The following is a 16,783-nucleotide window of genomic DNA, read 5'->3' as shown; positions in this document are numbered from 1 at the left end:
CACCGGATCTCTGTCCTGCCCCGCCGAAGCGCGCAGGGATGGTGCGTATGCCCGTAAAGCCATTCATCAGGCTGGTAGGTGTCGATCAGCCCGGACAGGTCGGAGGCATAGGCCTCTGCCACGTCATGCATGCGCGGCACGCAGTCATCCAGCGGGGCATGATGCGTCACGACGACCGTACGCCCCGCAAATGACTCTGCCAGTTGCGCCTCCAGCCACGTCCTGTGATCGGCATGCACGCGCGCGACATCGACCGGGGTGATCTTGCGGTATCGCTCTCCCTGCATCCGGATATACAGATATCCTATGTGTAGGCAACTCTCGCATACGCAGCGCCGCTCATTTGACCGGGCATCACCTAATTCGGTCAAATCAGAGGTTGAATGTGTTACGATCCGCGATAATGGCTTTAGAGGGGCGTGGATCGCGAAACCCCAAGCGCTTTGCTCTCGCCCTTCGCTGTCTGCCTTACACGGGAGGACACATCATGCGACGGGAGGCGCATCATGTAGGCAAGGTGATCCGCGTGGTCGAGTCCGGGTCGGACGCGGCGCGTTCGCCTCTGGCGGCATCTTGGCGGCGCTCGATGGAGCATCACGGTCTCGATCCCGCCAATGACAAAGCGCCTTATCTGATCGAATGCAGCGAACTGGCTCGACGCCGGGACGAACTCGGAAGGCTCCTTGCAATGGCGACGCCGAAGCTGGATGAGCTTTTCGCGCTTGTCGGCGCCTCGGGCTGCGGGGTTCTGTTGACCGATGCAACCGGGATCGTGCTCGACCTCAGATGCGCCGATGCGGATGCAGCAACCTTTCGCAACTGGGGTCTTCACCCCGGTGCCGACTGGAGCGAGGCGCACGAGGGCACGAACGGGATCGGCACCTGCCTGGCCGAAAAGCGCCGGATCACCATCCATCGCGAGGATCATTTTTTCGCGCGGAACACGGCCCTCAGCTGCATGGATGCGCCAATCTTCGGGGCGGATGGACACATTCTTGCGGCACTCGATGTCTCATCAGCGCGCGTTGACGAGACCGAAGGCTTCAACCGGCTGTTGTCTAACACGGTGTCCCAGTACGCTCAGGTCATCGAGAACTGTCATTTTAGATCGTCCTTCCCCAATGCGCGGATAATCATGGCAGGCCCGGACGGGATCGATGCAACAGCCCTATTGGCCGTGGACGGGGATGATCTGGTGATCGGTGCTACCCGTACCGCGCGCCGCATGTTCGGGCTTGAGCCGACTGGACAGATCAAACCCCGTCCGACAGTGGACCTCTTCGGTCGGGACGGCGGCCCCACGGGCTTCAAGAAGGCTGAACGGGCTGCGGTTGTCCGCGCACTGGTCCGCGCGGATGGCAACGTCTCGCAGGCGGCACGGATGCTCGGGATCGGGCGCGCCACGCTCTATCGGCAGATGCGCCGACTCGGAATCGAAAGGTAAGACCGGCCAACTGTCTCACTGCTGAGACACAGTGGCCCATCAGCCATACTTGGCTGTATTCGCCTCCCAATACCTCTGTGGCATGCTGATATCGAACCGGGAGGAGGTTCCGGTCAATCAATGGAGGAAAACCATGAACGAGATGAGCAAACCCCAAAGCGTGTACGCCTCCCCCTTCAGGGATCGGTACGACAACTTCATCGGCGGCAAATTCGTTGCCCCGGTTGACGGCGCCTATTTCGACAATGTAACCCCGATCAACGGGCAGACAGTCTGTCAGGTCGCGAGATCAGGTCCTGCCGACGTGGAACTGGCACTCGACGCCGCGCACGCCGCAAAGGCGCAATGGGGGGCCACGTCCGCGACGGAGCGGGCGAACATAATTCTCAAGATCGCGGACCGGCTGGAGGAGAATCTCGATCTTCTGGCTCGGGCCGAAACCTGGGACAATGGTAAACCGATCCGCGAGACGACGGCTGCCGATATTCCACTTGCGATCGACCATTTCCGGTATTTCGCCGGGGTATTGAGGGCGCAGGAAGGCACCATGTCCCAGATTGATGTGGACACTGTAGCCTATCACTACCATGAGCCTCTCGGCGTGGTCGGCCAAATCATCCCGTGGAACTTCTCGATCCTGATGGCAGCCTGGAAGCTGGCCCCGGCCTTGGCGGCGGGTAACTGCGTCGTGCTGAAACCGGCCGAGCAGACCCCCGCAGCAATCCTGGTGCTGGCCGAACTGATCGCGGATCTGCTGCCTGACGGTGTGCTGAACGTGGTCAACGGCTACGGGGCCGAGGTCGGCGGGGCGCTGGCCGAAAGCCCGCGCATCGCCAAGATCGCTTTTACCGGCTCGACCGAGACCGGCCGCAAGATCATGCAGGCCGCGACCAAGAACCTGATCCCAGTGACGCTGGAACTTGGTGGCAAGTCGCCCAACGTCTTCTTCTCGGACATCATGGCCGAGGACGACGCATTTCTCGACAAGGCGGTCGAGGGTTTCGTGCTGTTCGCGTTTAACCAAGGCGAAGTCTGCACCTGCCCCAGCCGAGCTCTGATCCAGGAAGACATCTACGAGGACTTCATCGAACGCTGCATCGCGCGGGTGAAAGCCATCAAACAGGGTGATCCGCGCGACATGGAGACCATGGTCGGCGCTCAGGCCAGCGAGGAGCAGCGCGACAAGATCATGTCCTACTTCACCATAGGTGTCGAAGAGGGGGCCGAGGTGCTGACGGGTGGCGGTATGGCCGACGTTTCGGACGACATAGCAGGCGGCTTCTACATCGAGCCCACGATCCTGAAGGGTCACAATAAGATGCGCGTCTTCCAGGAGGAAATCTTCGGCCCCGTCGTGTCGGTCACGACCTTCAAGGACGAAGCCGAGGCCTTGGCGCTGGCCAACGACACCATGTACGGCTTGGGTGCCGGTGTCTGGAGCCGAGACGCCAACCGCTGCTACCGCATGGGCCGCGGGATCGAGGCGGGCCGTGTCTGGGTCAACAACTATCACGCCTATCCCGCCCATGCTGCTTTCGGCGGATACAAGCAATCGGGAATTGGGCGTGAGAACCACAAGATGATGCTCGACCATTATCAGCAGACCAAGAACATGCTGGTCAGCTACAACCCAAACAAGCTTGGTTTTTTCTAAGGGAGAAGAAGAGATGTCAAAAACGATGAAAGCAGCCGTGGTCCACGAATTCGGTGCGCCTCTCCGGATCGAGGAAGTACCCGTCCCCGAGGTCGAGCCCGGCATGATACAGGTCGCCATTCAGGCCTCTGGCGTGTGCCACACGGACCTGCACGCCGCCGAGGGTGATTGGCCCGTCAAGCCCAAGCCACCGTTCATTCCCGGCCACGAAGGGGTCGGATTTGTCTCGGCCGTGGGCAAGGGTGTGACCCACGTGAAAGAGGGCGACCGCGTCGGTGTACCGTGGCTCTATACCGCCTGCGGCCATTGCCGCCATTGCCTCGGCGGCTGGGAAACGCTCTGCGAAAGCCAGCAGAACACCGGGTACTCGGTAAATGGCGGGTTTGCGGATTACGTTCTGGCCGATCCCAACTACATCGGCCACCTGCCCGACAATATCGGGTTCAACGAAATCGCGCCCGTTCTCTGCGCGGGGGTTACTGTCTACAAGGGCCTCAAGATGACCGATGCCCGTCCGGGCGACACGGTCGCCATCTCGGGCATCGGCGGGCTCGGGCACATGGCTGTCCAATACGCCGTCGCCATGGGTTTCGACGTGGTCGCGGTCGATATAGACGATGCCAAGCTCGACCTCGCCCGGCGGCTGGGGGCGAAGATCACCGTGAACGCCCGCACCAGCGAGGACCCGGCGGCCGAGGTCCAACGCGAAACAGGCGGGGGCGTTCAAGGCATCCTGGTGACGGCGGTCAGTGAAAAGGCCTTCGAGCAAGCCGTTGGCATGGTGGATCGAGGAGGTACGGTTGCGTTGAACGGCCTGCCGCCCGGTGACTTTCCGCTCAACATCTTCGGTATGGTGCTCAATGGCGTCACCGTGCGCGGCTCCATCGTGGGCACGCGGCTCGATCTTCAGAAATCGCTCGATTTCGCGAGCGACGGCAAGGTGAAGGCCACCATCGAGACGGCATCTCTGGACGAGGTCAACACGATCTTCGACCGGATGAAGGCCGGCAAGATCGAAGGCCGGATGGTCATGGATCTCTCCGCCTGATCTGACCATAGCGGTCGGCCCGAATTCTATCCGGGCCGACCGCTATGAACACGACCGCGCGTCTCTCGCTGCGGAAAGCAGTGTATTCTGCTGCACACCGGCAGCGAAGGCAATTCTGAAAGCGCCGTACAATACTCGCCACTCAACGACGGCCTCCTCGGTCGTATTCGATCCAGGTTTATCAATGGACGATCTCATTAACCCACGATCCTGCTCCACGCCGGAGCAGACCCCATATCACCGACGCAGTTTCCGAAGCTGCCTGATTCACACTCGTCAATGGCGCCGGATAGCATCAGAAAAAATGCGGCAGATAGCGGTGAAGGTCACACCAAGCCCATATTGAACTGTTTATTCGATGCCGCGAATGCCTATTTTACTTGCGTGTCAGGTCTCGCTCCCACCAGCCAACGTCATGCCACTTACCAAATTTGAAGCCAACCTCATGATAAGTGCCAATGTGGCTGAACCCCAATGCCTCGTGCAATCCAATGCTGCCATCATTTGGCAAGGCAATCCCAGCATATGCCCGGTGGAACTTCCTCTCCCGTAAGTCCGCCAAAAGATGCTCATAGAGCGATTTTCCAGTTCCACTGCGCCGCATGGTTTCGTCAACATAGACTGTCACGTCGACTGCAAACCTATAAGCTGATCTCTGGCGATGCGGGCTGGCGTAGGCGTACCCAATCACGTCGCTTCCTCTCTGGGCGACAAGATACGGCATTATCTGTAACAATGCTTCTATCCGGCCCGCGATCTCCACAGCAGAAGGCGGGTCTTCCTCAAGAGAAATCGTCGTCGTTTTTACAATGGGGGCGTAGATTGCTGCTATGGCGGCGGCATCGTCTAAGGTGGCTGATCTGATCATCGAAATATGATGGCGAATATCGCCATGGGTTTCAATGCGGCCTTGCCCAGCACAGTGGCTACGCTTGCGCGTTCAACAAACCTTCTGTTGTGACCGCCCTGCCCCACCCTCGCGAGATCATTGGCTTAATCCGTGCCAAACCGAAAAGGTTCTGGCACGTTTTTGCCCAGTGTCTGCCTTGCACCCCTGATGGGTCGAAGCGCCGATCCGCGCCTCCACACGCCAAGCCATTCACTCGGGCAGCGCACCTTCAGACCGGATCGAAATTTTCTTCTGCATCGCAGCGTGCCGGGGTTGAATTGCTGCGGTGCAGCATTAACTTCTTTATAGAAGAAAACGACACACGAAACGCTCCCGGAAGGAGACCCGACATGGCCAAGCAGAACGCAAAATCCGCCGCGAACGACATTCAGAGCCTGTTCGATCCGCAAGGCTATCAGGACGCCTTCAAGACCTGGGCGGGCATGAATGAGCACATGGCGTCGATCGCCATCGAAGCCGGTACCCGGGCCACCGACATTGCGAGCGCGACCACGAAGGAAGCGCTTTCGAACATGCGCGACCTGGCCCAGGTTCGCGACGATGTTTCCGAGTACGGCAGTGCCTACACCGACTTCGTGAAGAAGCAGACAGAGCTGTTCACGCGCACCGTCCAGAGCTATTCAAACGAAACGCAAAAGGTTGGCACCGAGACTGCTGAGCTTGCCTCCAAGGCAGGCGAAGAAATCAGCGACAAGGTGACCACCGCTGCCGAAGGAGCCGCTCAGACGGTCCACTCGGCGGCCAAGAAAGCGGCCTGAGGCTGCAAGCTGTAAGGATCGACAGATGATGAACGGCGGGTCCTGCAAAGGGCCCGCCGTTTTCGTTGGGCTCGGTGTGCGTTGACCGATATCGCAGTACAAAAGCGGGCCGTTTTGCGGGGCTACTCGTAGCCCCGCTTCGCCTTCGCCATGTGCAGGTCGAAACGGGCGTCTTTTGCGTCCGCCTCGGTGTCGAACCAATCCGTCCGTAACTGCCCGGAACTGCCGATCCTCCCCCAGTTGCGCACGAGACCCCAGTCCCCAAAGAGACCGCGCACGATCTCCATGCGGTAGAACCGTTTCAGATTGGCGCCTGGCGCTGTCCTGGTCAGATGCATTGTCCCTACCCCCACATCCTGGCTGCGATATCCTGCTCTTCCTTACCCACGGCATCGGCATAGATCACCGTCGTGCTGAGCTGTGCATGCCCCAACCATTTCTGGAGCATGTGCAACGGAATGCCGTTCGCCATGGCGTTGATCCCGAAGCCGTGGCGCAAACCTTTCGGACTGCGCTGCGGTGCGTCCGGTATCCCGGCCTCGATCATGATCCCCTTGACGATCTGCCAGACCCGCACGCGGCTGAGCGGCCAGATCGGTGCCTTGGCCTGCTTGCGCGATTTCTGGGCTTCTCTGATGCCGTGCGCGGTGTTCAGCGTATCAAGGTAGTCCGGCGGCACTGGAACGCTCCTGTAGACAATTTTCAAGGCCCCAGAGGCATCACTACGTTTTTTCAGGCTGCGAATGGTGATCGTCCCGCCCGACAGGTCCACGCGGGCCGGGATGATCTCCACGAGCTCGGACGGACGACAGCCGGTGAAGTGCAGGGTTTCGCAGAGGGTACGATCCCGCGCGGGCTTGCGTCTGGCCACGGCCAAGAAGGCAGCGCGCTCTTCGGCGTTGAGGTAGAGCCGGTTTCCGGCAGTGTCGTAGATGCGCATTTCGCTCATGCTTAACAGTCTACCGGAAACCTGTTAAACGGTGAAGCAAGAACACCCACCCTGCACTCCTAGCAGGATCGACGGAGAAACCCGACTTTCCGTTGTTTCCATGGCCGATGCGCCCAGCTGCTTGATGGTCGCCGGATTGGCCAGGATCCTCAATTATTTAACACTATTACCAATAATGTTAACTTGCATGCCCTTTGCCCGTGACCTCTACACTGGGTAAGCCTCCGATTTCATCAGGGCCAAAACCGAAACCGCTTACGCTCCGAGGACCGCGCAGGTTGAAGCGTTGCTGGCCAAGTCACGAGGAAGCAGCACCGTCATCGCGAGACCCCGAGCAGGATCACGTCCCGCGGAAATCGATGGCCCTTGAACGGATCTCGACGCATGTCTGGCTCCCAACGCTGCCAAGGTTACCCGTAGTATCCATGCCGAACCACCAACTACGCAAAAGGCCCAAAACCGATGGAGGCCGTGTGATCATCGCCCCACTTATCGCCTATGCTGATTAAACTCAGGGCATCTGCCGTCAGTAGTCCAGACACGCATTGCACTATAAGCGCGAAACTCTTCGAGTTCTTCTTGCATGAAGGACTATCTCGTATTACATTGTATTACACGGGGAGTGAAAGGAATACGCTGTGGGTACATCCCCCTATTCAATTCGTCTCGATGACGACTTGAGGAAATCATTGGAGGAAGAAGCGGAGATCGAAGATCGTCCGCCTGCGCAGCTCGCGGTTCGCGCCATCCGCTCGATGCTTGAAGCCAAGGCCGCCAAGCGCGGGGCCATCGACTCTGCCTTGAAAGAGGCAGACCAGGGTAAATTCATCTCTGCAGAGGCGGTGAATGCTTGGATTGATTCCTGGGACACCGAGGGCGAGCTTCCCGCTCCGAAGGCTGATATCCCTCGCGACAGAGCATGAAGATCGTTTTTCTCGAGAGCGCGACTCAGGACATCCAATGGCTCCGATACTATTATCAATCCGTTTTTCCTGAGGGCGGGGCCAAGGCTCGCGCCCAGATAAAGGCTATCCAGACGACCTTGGCCGCCAATCCCTATATCGGCCGTCGCAGTGACACACGGGAGATGGTGCGAGAGCTTTCAATTCCCCGAACCCCGTTCACGCTCATCTATCGCGTGATGCCATCCCAGATCGAAATTCTCCGGCTCTGGGACACAAGGCAGGGTGCCGACTACTAACGCGCGTCAAACCAGATGCTGATTTCAACATCTGCCGTCGGGGGCTGTCACACGGCGCCAACACCCTGGGTTAGATTCTCTATCCGATCTCTTGGGGCACATCTCGCCTCTCGGATGGCCCACATCCTCCTCACAGGTGAGTATAAGTGGAGAAAACGATGCGTGGCTGGCTTAGACCAGATGAGCGTTTTGCGATGGCTTTGACCGGGATTATGCGAAAGCTTGTTGCTATGGCCAATGCGCTCCCGGGAGATCGCCGAAAACGGCAAATCTCAGGCTCGGAGTCTCGCTCACGCTGGATAAAAGTTGGGGGCAACGTCAGTCAGGTCGAATAAGTTTGGGATGAAAAAAGAAGCCATCAGATTAGAGCCATGCGAGACGCAGCCAATCGCTGGGCAGCGATTGGCAACCAGTCTGGACTGGAACCTCCTGAAAACCTTCCACGAGATCGTGAGCGCCGACGGTATCAGTAAGTCGCACCTGGCGCGCGCCATGGCGGGCAGTGCGGGCGTCGCGCTGGTGCGCGGCAGCTTCGCCGCGTGGCAAGCGCAGGGCAATCTGAGTCACATGCTGCGCGGGATGCGCGCGAGTTTTGACGAGGCCGCCGCCGTTCGTCCGGCGATCATGGTAATCGACGAGATCGACGCCGTCGGCGACCGCGCCGATCCCGACCCGCACAACAACAGCTACCGGGCACAGGTCATCAACGGATTCCTGGAGGCCCTCGACAGCCTCGCATATATCGAGGGCGTGATGATCGTCGCCACCACCAACTATCCCGACAAGATCGATGCGGCGGTGCTGCGGCCCGGCCGCATCGATATCAAGGCGCAGGTGCCACTGCCGGGCGCGCGGGCGCTGGCGCGGATGCTCCGGGACGCCCTCGACAGCGATATCCCACCCGAGGAGATGGCGCGCCTGACCCGCGCCGCCACCGGCCAGAGCGCGGCGGATGTCGACGGCGCCCTGCGCCAGGCGCGCAGCGTTGCGCGTCATGAGAACCGCAAGCTGGCAGCGCCTGACGTGCTGATTGCGCTGAGCCCGGAGGCAGAGGACCACAGCCCGGCGCGCGAGCGCCGCATCGCACTCCATGAATGCGGTCATGCCATCGTCGGCACCTGCCTCGGTCTTGGCAAGATCACCCGGCTGGTTCTGACCCGGCAGGGTGGCCAGGCCTGGCTATCCCATGTCTCCGGTGAGCAGATGCTCGAGGACCTCGAGGCAGAGCTCACCTACGCCCTCGCCGGCCGCGCCGCCGAGCGTCTGATCCTCGGCAAGGTCGCCGCCGGCGCGGGCGGCAACGCACTCTCGGACCTTGCCCACGCGACGCAGACCGCCACGGCCATCGACACCCGCATGGGGCTCGGCGCCGAGGGTCCGGTCTGGCTCGACATCTCCCCCGCCGCCTACCTGCGCGATCCGCAGAGCGCCGCCCGCATCCGCGCCCGGCTCGAGGCCGCCGAGGCCCGCGCCATGTGGCTCCTTGAGGCGCGGCGCGATCTGCTGGTCCGGATGGCCGAGGATCTTGTCGCGGTGGGTCTGCTCGAGGGTGATAGGCTCGAGATGTGGATCGAGGAAATCAGAGGAATGGAAACCCAAGTCTGCGTAGAGGCGCGCCCAGATCATGATCAGAAAGTTAAGAGCGCCCTGCCTCAAGACAATGAAATGTAGACTCCACAGGCACCCTCGAAACAATGCCGCCCGACCCACATCAAGTGGACCGGGCGGCATAATTTCCTGATCGGCGCTCATGTGTTCCAAGAGGCTCCTGCACTTCTTGAGGCCATCCAGGCCTTGATCCGCGCGGTGCAGTAAATGCCGAGCGCGGCACTAAAAAGCCCAAGAAAGGCGAGCGCCTCATACGATGTTTTCGCCCATGCCGAGATGAGGAATTCCTTAGCACGCTCAATATAACCGATCGGCATGGGATCTGATGTCTCCTCTAGCCAAACGGGAAGCCGGCAGGCACTTCGCCCAGGCGCAGACGCTCTTCCAGAGGCAGTTCCGTAGTAGTTTCTGTGGTCATCAGGTTGGTCCTTTCGCGAACCATGATATCACTCAGAGGCTCTGCACTGCATCTAGAAATTATCCGAAAATTGCATTTTTATGTGGATAACCAATGCCTTAAATTGTGCACAACTCTACGCTTGTGACGAGTTATGCGGATTTTGCCGTCGCCGAGGCCGGGCCGGTGGAATGTTCGAGGAGGTGGACTTCGTCTCAGACCCCGGCGACTTCGAGGACAATTGCCGCAGCCCTTCTCCGCGAAAGTGACCAGGCACGGGCATGCCGCCATGACGCAGGAAGAATGCTCAGAGATACCGGTTGCGCCGCATATCGTTCGCCTTGGTGCAGCCCGAGTGTCGATCCGATGTCACGGCCAAACGGAATAGCTGCGGTAGCGCTCTTGGAGTTTGCGGAGGTATTCCGGGAGCGGCGCATCAATCTTTGTGCCGCGATGCAAGATCGGTGCAGCAATGGTGCCGCGCGCGTGCTTTCGGTGTTGTCTTCAACGTGCAGCTGCAATGCACGGCGGGCGTCTGCGCGTGCAAAAGTGGTGCGCACGTGATGCGCTGCAAAGACGTGCTAGTGCGAAAAGGGAAGCCTATCTGGGTAGCAAGATACCTCGGACCACCGTGGTGAAACCCTGCAGCAGATTGGAGACCCCATGGGCCGCCCACCCCTACCACCATCTCAAACACGCAAGCGCTGGGACAAGCTATACGCGACAGAGGCCGAACGCGCGGAGATTTCTGCCACAGCCCGCGCTGCGGATTTGACCGTCAGCCAGTATCTGATCGCCAGACACTGCGGCGATCGGCTGCACGAGGCCCGGTCTGGCGGGGCCGCGCTGCAGGCCATGTCCGTCTTGGACGCGCGGCTTGCGGAAATTGCACATCATCTTGCGCAGGCATCCAGCCCCCTTGATGCAACGCTTCTGCATGCCGATCTTGTGGCGATCGAGCGCAACATCAGGCATGCCGTCCTGCCATGGGCCATCTGTGTCTCCACCGAAGACGAGGGTGATGCCTCATGATGATCACGTTTTCGCAATATGGCGGCGATCCACAATCTGCGGGTGCCCAGGGCGCCGTCAGCTACATGAGCGAGCGAGACGTGCTCAAGCCAGGGGTAAAGGGCGCGCGGCAGTGGATCCGGCGCGACCCCGCGCCGGAAATTCTGGTCGGCGACATGGCCCTGATCCGCGCCGCCATCCGGGCCGCTCCAGGAGAGTTGAAATACCGCTCGGGCGTCCTCTCCTTTGCACCGGAAGACCTCGAGTTCGATCGTTTCAATGCCGGAGATCCGGACCTGCGCGGCGCGATAAATCTGGCGCTCGGCCTATGGATCGAAATCGCCTTTGCTGGTGTTCCCCGGGATGCGCGCCCGCCGGTCTTCATAACGACGCATACACATACCGCACGGCTGGAGGTCAACTTCCTGTCGCCCAGATGGGTTTTGCGCCCGGACGGCTATATCCGCAGTTACAATCCCGATCCGCCCGGCCCGGAAAGCCGGGCGATTTGGGCGGCATATCAGGACCTGCTGAATGCACGGTTTGGATGGGCCGATCCGGATGCTCCCGACCGAGCGCAACTTGTGCAACTGCCGAATTGGCGCGTCAAGCTACGGGCCGAGCTGCAAAGAGCGGGTAAAGACGCATCGCCTGATCTGCGCGAGCGTCTGGCAAACGACGTGCTTGATCACGTGCGCGCAGGGACACTCTGCAATCGTGAAGATGTTGTCACTTGGCTCCGCAGAAAGGGAGAACAAGAGGGTTTCGTCATTCATGGTGTTCGGCCCACGCATGTCACGATCGGCCCGGCGGGTGCCCCCCCACGTCAGAGACTGCGGCTCAAGGGTCTCCTCTTCTCTGATCGGTTTTCAACTTCAGCATCCATTCTGCCGGATGAAGCCACATGCCAACTCGCGCGCGATGCGCGCGCGGCGGAGCTCGCGACGGCGCCGGATCGGTTGCAAACGGCATGGGAGGCGCGCATGGCTTTCAACCTTTCCCGATACGCTCTTGGCCATTGGCCGAAACCCGAATTCTGCGCGGGCGATTGGCAGCGCATGCCGCTCGCACAGCAGATCCGCCTCATTCCCGCCCGACATCTTGTTGCCTATGAGCAAAGCAATCAAAAGGAGCCATCCCGTGCTGATCCCGCCCCCGTCTTTGACGCCAATGGAACGCCAATTCCTCATCCAGCTCCAGACTCTGGATCAGACCATGCGCGCCGATATGGCGCGCCAGGACGAAAAAATCACCGCTCTGGAGGCGCAGATCGCGCTGCGGGATCGCTCGATCGCCGGTTTGACCGAGCTGCTCGAGCGCTTGCTGGGCCCCGTGGCACCGGACGCATCCTCGCGGCCCTGACCGCCCGCTTCCGGGCGCTGATACCTCGAATGGCGGCGCGGCTGACCCAGCACCGGCTGGTCCAGGCCATACCCCCTTCACTTCTTGATACATTGACGGAAACGCAACATTCCCTGGAGATCCTAAATGACACACTTGCCCGGCAAGCCAAGCACCTCAAAGCAAGACGAACCGCTGACACAGGCGCAGTTCGAAACACTCAACACGATGCTGGATACGCTCGTCAACCTGATCATGCCGCTTCACAAGCTCCTGGAGTCCCAGGGCGGATTGGAGGACGAAGTGACAGCGCGCCTCGAGCAGGTGATCGAGGCACTGGCCACAATTTCGACAAGCCTGCGAACATCAGCGACAATGCTGAGCGACATGAAAACTTCCCAGGCGGATTTTCGACGCCTGGAGAAACAGCTCGGCCGTCTGGCGGATCAGCAGATAAATCTCGACACGCGCCTTCAAGGCATGGAGACCAAGCTGGAGATGTTGATCGACTGGCTCGGCGCCCGCCCGCCCCGACAGGCAGCCGCGCCGATCTCTTGAGGCAACTGCTATCGGTCGATAACGCGGCCGATCCCGACTGCCCGGCTCAGATCCGCATAGTGCCCGGCGAGGGCGAGCAGCCCGCTCGAGAACACCTCACGGCAGTCAACGCAGACGCAGGCCCGGACTCCGCCTTGGCGGTGCATCGCCTCATATCAGAGACGTGGATGTTCAGCGGGTCGCAGACGTCCGTCACCGCAGCATCAGAATGCTGGCGGGAGCATTTCGGCATCAAAGACGATGAGGTGACCGACGATCATGGCGTAGGCTGGGAGCCGGAGTAATATCTCCCGTCAACGGCGGTGATGGCGCAAATGGGAGGATAGTGACATGGGTGGCGTCGTTATACTCATCGACGAAGCGCTCGCGTTCATAGCGACGATGTCATCTTCTGGACCTGACCTGAACATTTACAAAGTCGAGCTTTGGACGCATCACCATTGCAAGCGCGTCAATGCGACGGTCTCGGACGCCAACGTGCGGGCAGCCCCGGCCACCGGACGCTGCGCCTTTGTCATCGCCTTGTGCGGCGTCGCAAACGCGGGCATCAGCGGATTGATCGCCGGTTGGTTGAGCGCTAGAATGACTGTTGCCCGCATTCAAAGCTGAAGATGCGCTCACCACGCGAGTTCATTGCAGTTCGAACCTCAACCGCCCGAATGTCCGGTGAAACGGGGGAAAACTCAGCCAAAGCAGCGTTTCATATAGGGTTAAATGCATCTGATAAACAGTGACAAGACTCTCTCCTACAGCCTTACTCTGCTCCAACAGAATATGTATGTACATTCGTCGCTTACCGAGCGGCCGTGGAGCTATGTCCAGCAAATTGTCATACATCTGTCGTCCGAGGTTGTGGATACCGAGGCCATGGGACGCGCGTGGTCTGAACTGGTCATTGCGCACCCTTCGCTGCGTAATGTCATCGTTGCTGATAACTCAGGCCTGCCGACGCAGCGGGTTGCGCCGCCCTGCCCCATTGAACCCGCTCAACATGACTGGCGCGATCTGGATCAGGCGCAGATCGCAGAGGCGCTGAGTCGTTTTCTGGCCGAGGACCGCGCGATGGGTGTCGATGCGACCGTTGCGCCTGCGTTTCGGATCGCTGTCTTTCATAGGGACCCAGAGCAGTCGATCCTTGTCTGGACCTTCCCGCACAGCTTGCTGGATGGGCGCTCTTTCGCGCCCCTGCTGGACGAGGTCTTTCAGCGCTATGCCCGCATACGCAGCGACTCAGCGACGCCTGAACCGCAAACCGGGCCGGATGATGTGTTCGAGGCGCATTGCCGCGCGTTGGCTGGGATGTCGCATGCCGATGGCGAGGCCCATTTCGGCAAGGCGCTGGCCGGTTGGGAAGGCAGCGAAGGATTGGTGCGCCGGGATACCAGCCCGACGCGCAAGGCAGAGCTTTCCCTGCATCTGACAGAGGCAGAGACCAACGCCGTTTCTGCGCTGGCCGCGCGTGCGGGCGTGGCCACCAGCACCGTGGTTCTTGCGGCATGGGGCGTTGTGCTTGCACGGGTCAGCGGTCAGGCGGATGTGGTCTTTGGCAATACCCGCAACGGGCGGCATATCGTGGGCGGCTCTGCCGCCGCCGCGGGATGTTTCATCACCACAGTGCCCGTCCGGTTGCAACTGGACACCTCGCTGACCCTTGGCACGGCATTGGCGCAGATGCGTGCCGAGCAGATGGCTGTCAGGCCGTTCGAACACACCCCCCTGACCAATGTCCGGCGGCATCTGGACATCCCGCCGGGGCGGCAGATCTTCGATTCCGTCGTGCTGTTCGAGCAGGGCACGCTGGGTGAGCAGGTCAGGAATCTTGGCGGCGACTGGCTGCACCGCAGGGTCGATCTTTTTGAGGAAGGCGACATGCCGGTCTCCGTGGCTGCCTATATGGGCCCCCGGATGCGGATCGTTGTCGAATACGATCCCGCGCTGGTGCCGGGCGGTGCCGGGCTTGTGACCTATATGCAGCAATTCCTGAGGGCGTTGGGCAGCGCGAGCCTCGATGCGCCTCTTGGGGGGATATCCATGCTGGATGCCGTGGCATCACAGCGGCTTGTCGATCTGGCCGGACCGGAACCGGTTATTGCCCCCGACACGGCCACCTGCATCGACAGGTTTGAACAAACGGCCGCCCAATGGCCGGATCACATCGCGCTGATGCAGCCCGGCTGCGCGCCGATAACCTATGGTGCGCTGGATCAGGCGGCCGCCCAACTGGCGGGAAATCTGGCGGCATCGGGTGTGCAGCCGGGCGACATCATTGGCATTTGCATGGCCCGGGGCGCTGATTTCATCACGGCAATGCTGGCCATATGGAAAGCGGGCGCTGCCTTTGTTCCGATGGACCCGACCTACCCCTGCGAGGCCCTTGATATTATAGCACAGGACAGCGGTGCGCGGCTGGTGCTGATTGATGCGGTGGCTCCGGCGCTGGAGGCCGCAACGCGCAACATCAGGGATCTGGACGCAGGCCGTGCCCCGGCCCAGGGCGGGCGGGGGCGCAAGGGCGCTGATCTGGCCTATGTCACATTCACCTCGGGATCGACCGGGCGGCCAAAGGGCGTCATGGTCACCCATCGGTCCCTTGCGGCGCATGCCGATGCGGTCATCCCCCAGTTCGGGTTGCACCAGCAAGACAGGGTGTTGCAGTTCGCAGCGCTCAGTTTCGACGTGGCATTGGAAGAGATCGTGCCGACGCTGGTCAGCGGCGCAACGCTGGCCCTGCGTAGCGATGCGATGGCGCAATCCGTGACAGAGTTTCTGGAGCAGTCAGACTCTCTTGGCATCACTGTGGTCAACCTGCCGACAGGGTTCTGGGTCGCTGTGACCGAAGTGCTGGACAGCTTTGACCACCCATTTTCGCCCAAGGTCCGGTTGGTGGTCGTAGGGGTGAACGGGTGCCGCTGTCGGTGCTGAAGCGCTGGCACGGCCGGCTGCCCGATATCCGCTGGTTGAATGGCTATGGCCCCACCGAAGCCACAATCACCTGCACCACATATGAGGCTGCGGCGCATGATCTGAAAGGTGAAACCGTGCCCATCGGTCGCCCGCTGTCGCATGCGCGGGCCTGGGTGCTGGCCAGTGACGGTGCTCTGGCGCCTGAAGGCATCGAAGGAGAGCTGTTCATCTCAGGCCCGGCAGTGGCCGAAGGATATATCAATAATTCCGAGCAGACGACGCGGAACTTTTCGCAGGCCATTTTTGACGCGGGCGTCGGGCGCATCTATGCCACCGGCGACCGTGTCGTCTGGCGCGATGGTCTGCTGCATTATCTGGGGCGCGTGGACCGCCAGATCAAATTGCGCGGATTTCGGATCGAGCCGGGTCAGATCGAAGAAGCGCTTGAAATGCAGCGTGACATTGATCGCGCCCATGTCGACATCGTGGCTGGCGGGTCCGGTCAGCCGCGACTGGTTGCATGGTATTCAACCGTGACCGATGACAGCCTGCCAGCGCCCGAGACAGTGAAAGCTGCGCTGGTCACCGCCCTGCCCTCTCAGATGCAGCCCGTTCTTGTGGAGATCACCGAATGGCCGCAAACTCCGGGCGGCAAGCTTGACGTGGATCGCCTGCCCCTGCCCGAGCCTGTATCGCATGCGCCAGAGGATTCTGCGGGCGCAGACGGCCCCCTGGTGCAAAAGGTCATGCAGTTGTTTACAGAAGTTCTGCAGGTTGATGACGTAGGGCCGACAGACTCCTTCTTTGACGCCGGCGGGGATTCCCTGTCGCTGCTGCGGCTGATGCCGGAACTGGAGCGCACATTCGATGTGCGGCTTGAGGCGACCGCGCTTTACAGCGATCCGACGCCTCAAGGGGTGGTCCGCGCGCTGCAAGAGAGAGATCCCAATCCGCTTGTTGTGATCCCGATCCAGACTGAAGGAACCTGTGCGCCGCTTTA

The 16,783-nt window shown here is 60.6% G+C and carries 14 protein-coding genes and 1 pseudogene; 11 read left to right on the top strand and 4 right to left on the bottom strand.

Annotation, left to right across the window (positions count from 1 at the left end; genetic code table 11):
- Positions 1 to 487: 487 nt before the first annotated feature.
- From FGD77_RS01725 to adhP, 3 genes are all read left to right on the top strand, one after another.
- On the top strand, positions 488 to 1,444 hold the full coding sequence (locus FGD77_RS01725) for a GAF domain-containing protein (RefSeq protein WP_255005803.1): 957 nt from the start codon (positions 488 to 490) through the stop codon (positions 1,442 to 1,444).
- Between the two features lie 133 nt (positions 1,445 to 1,577).
- Positions 1,578 to 3,098: an aldehyde dehydrogenase gene (gene adh, locus FGD77_RS01720; RefSeq protein WP_255005802.1), complete on the top strand. Its 1,521-nt coding sequence runs from the start codon at positions 1,578 to 1,580 to the stop codon at positions 3,096 to 3,098.
- Between the two features lie 13 nt (positions 3,099 to 3,111).
- Complete coding sequence (gene adhP / locus FGD77_RS01715) at positions 3,112 to 4,146, top strand: alcohol dehydrogenase AdhP (protein WP_255005801.1); 1,035 nt, start codon at positions 3,112 to 3,114, stop codon at positions 4,144 to 4,146.
- Between the two features lie 376 nt (positions 4,147 to 4,522).
- Here the strand turns inward: adhP and FGD77_RS01710 are convergent, their stop codons facing one another.
- Positions 4,523 to 5,014: an arsinothricin resistance N-acetyltransferase ArsN1 family B gene (locus FGD77_RS01710; RefSeq protein WP_255005799.1), complete on the bottom strand. Its 492-nt coding sequence runs from the start codon at positions 5,012 to 5,014 to the stop codon at positions 4,523 to 4,525.
- A 371-nt stretch (positions 5,015 to 5,385) separates the two neighbouring features.
- Here FGD77_RS01710 and FGD77_RS01705 point away from each other — a divergent pair, with 371 nt between their 5' ends.
- Positions 5,386 to 5,814, top strand: a complete 429-nt coding sequence (locus tag FGD77_RS01705) for a phasin family protein (RefSeq protein WP_255005798.1) — start codon at positions 5,386 to 5,388, stop codon at positions 5,812 to 5,814.
- A gap of 122 nt (positions 5,815 to 5,936) precedes the next feature.
- On the opposite strand, the gene FGD77_RS01700 is transcribed toward FGD77_RS01705, so the two are convergent.
- The gene (locus tag FGD77_RS01700) at positions 5,937 to 6,152 is read right to left on the bottom strand and encodes a WGR domain-containing protein (RefSeq protein ID WP_255005797.1); all 216 of its coding nucleotides are present in this window, start codon (positions 6,150 to 6,152) and stop codon (positions 5,937 to 5,939) included.
- Positions 6,153 to 6,157: 5 nt separating this feature from the next.
- Entirely contained in the window at positions 6,158 to 6,754 is a 597-nt protein-coding gene (locus tag FGD77_RS01695; RefSeq protein ID WP_255005796.1) for a tyrosine-type recombinase/integrase, read from the bottom strand.
- Between the two features lie 647 nt (positions 6,755 to 7,401).
- On the opposite strand from FGD77_RS01695, the gene FGD77_RS01690 reads away from it, so the two are divergent.
- From FGD77_RS01690 to FGD77_RS01680, 3 genes are all read left to right on the top strand, one after another.
- Positions 7,402 to 7,686 (top strand): CopG family ribbon-helix-helix protein, encoded by a 285-nt coding sequence (locus FGD77_RS01690; RefSeq protein WP_255005795.1) that lies wholly within the window; start codon positions 7,402 to 7,404, stop codon positions 7,684 to 7,686.
- Positions 7,683 to 7,964 carry a type II toxin-antitoxin system RelE/ParE family toxin gene (locus FGD77_RS01685; protein WP_255005794.1) on the top strand — a complete coding sequence of 94 codons (282 nt, stop codon included), beginning with the start codon at positions 7,683 to 7,685 and terminating at the stop codon, positions 7,962 to 7,964. Before FGD77_RS01690 ends, FGD77_RS01685 begins: the two co-directional genes overlap by 4 nt.
- 342 nt (positions 7,965 to 8,306) lie before the next feature.
- Positions 8,307 to 9,635, top strand: coding sequence for an AAA family ATPase (locus FGD77_RS01680; RefSeq protein ID WP_255005793.1), 1,329 nt, complete (start codon positions 8,307 to 8,309; stop codon positions 9,633 to 9,635).
- Positions 9,636 to 9,712: 77 nt separating this feature from the next.
- On the opposite strand, the gene FGD77_RS01675 is transcribed toward FGD77_RS01680, so the two are convergent.
- Positions 9,713 to 9,889 carry a hypothetical protein gene (locus tag FGD77_RS01675; protein ID WP_255005792.1) on the bottom strand — a complete coding sequence of 59 codons (177 nt, stop codon included), beginning with the start codon at positions 9,887 to 9,889 and terminating at the stop codon, positions 9,713 to 9,715.
- A gap of 743 nt (positions 9,890 to 10,632) precedes the next feature.
- Here FGD77_RS01675 and FGD77_RS01670 point away from each other — a divergent pair.
- The 4 genes and pseudogenes from FGD77_RS01670 to FGD77_RS01655 form a co-directional block, all read left to right on the top strand.
- Positions 10,633 to 11,001 (top strand): hypothetical protein, encoded by a 369-nt coding sequence (locus FGD77_RS01670; RefSeq protein ID WP_255005791.1) that lies wholly within the window; start codon positions 10,633 to 10,635, stop codon positions 10,999 to 11,001.
- Positions 10,998 to 13,163, top strand: coding sequence for a hypothetical protein (locus FGD77_RS01665; RefSeq protein ID WP_255005789.1), 2,166 nt, complete (start codon positions 10,998 to 11,000; stop codon positions 13,161 to 13,163). The genes FGD77_RS01670 and FGD77_RS01665 overlap by 4 nt, the downstream gene beginning before the upstream one ends.
- A gap of 46 nt (positions 13,164 to 13,209) precedes the next feature.
- Positions 13,210 to 13,488 (top strand): hypothetical protein, encoded by a 279-nt coding sequence (locus tag FGD77_RS01660; RefSeq protein ID WP_255005787.1) that lies wholly within the window; start codon positions 13,210 to 13,212, stop codon positions 13,486 to 13,488.
- 105 nt (positions 13,489 to 13,593) lie between these two features.
- Positions 13,594 to 16,743: pseudogene (locus tag FGD77_RS01655) on the top strand (AMP-binding protein); the annotation flags it as partial.
- Positions 16,744 to 16,783 lie beyond the last annotated feature (40 nt).

Origin of the sequence: Roseovarius sp. M141 (genome assembly GCF_024355225.1) — a bacterium.
Taxonomy (GTDB): Bacteria; Pseudomonadota; Alphaproteobacteria; order Rhodobacterales; family Rhodobacteraceae; genus Roseovarius.
The sequence above is the reverse complement of the archived record's forward strand: the minus strand, read 5'-3'. Positions and strand labels throughout refer to the sequence as shown.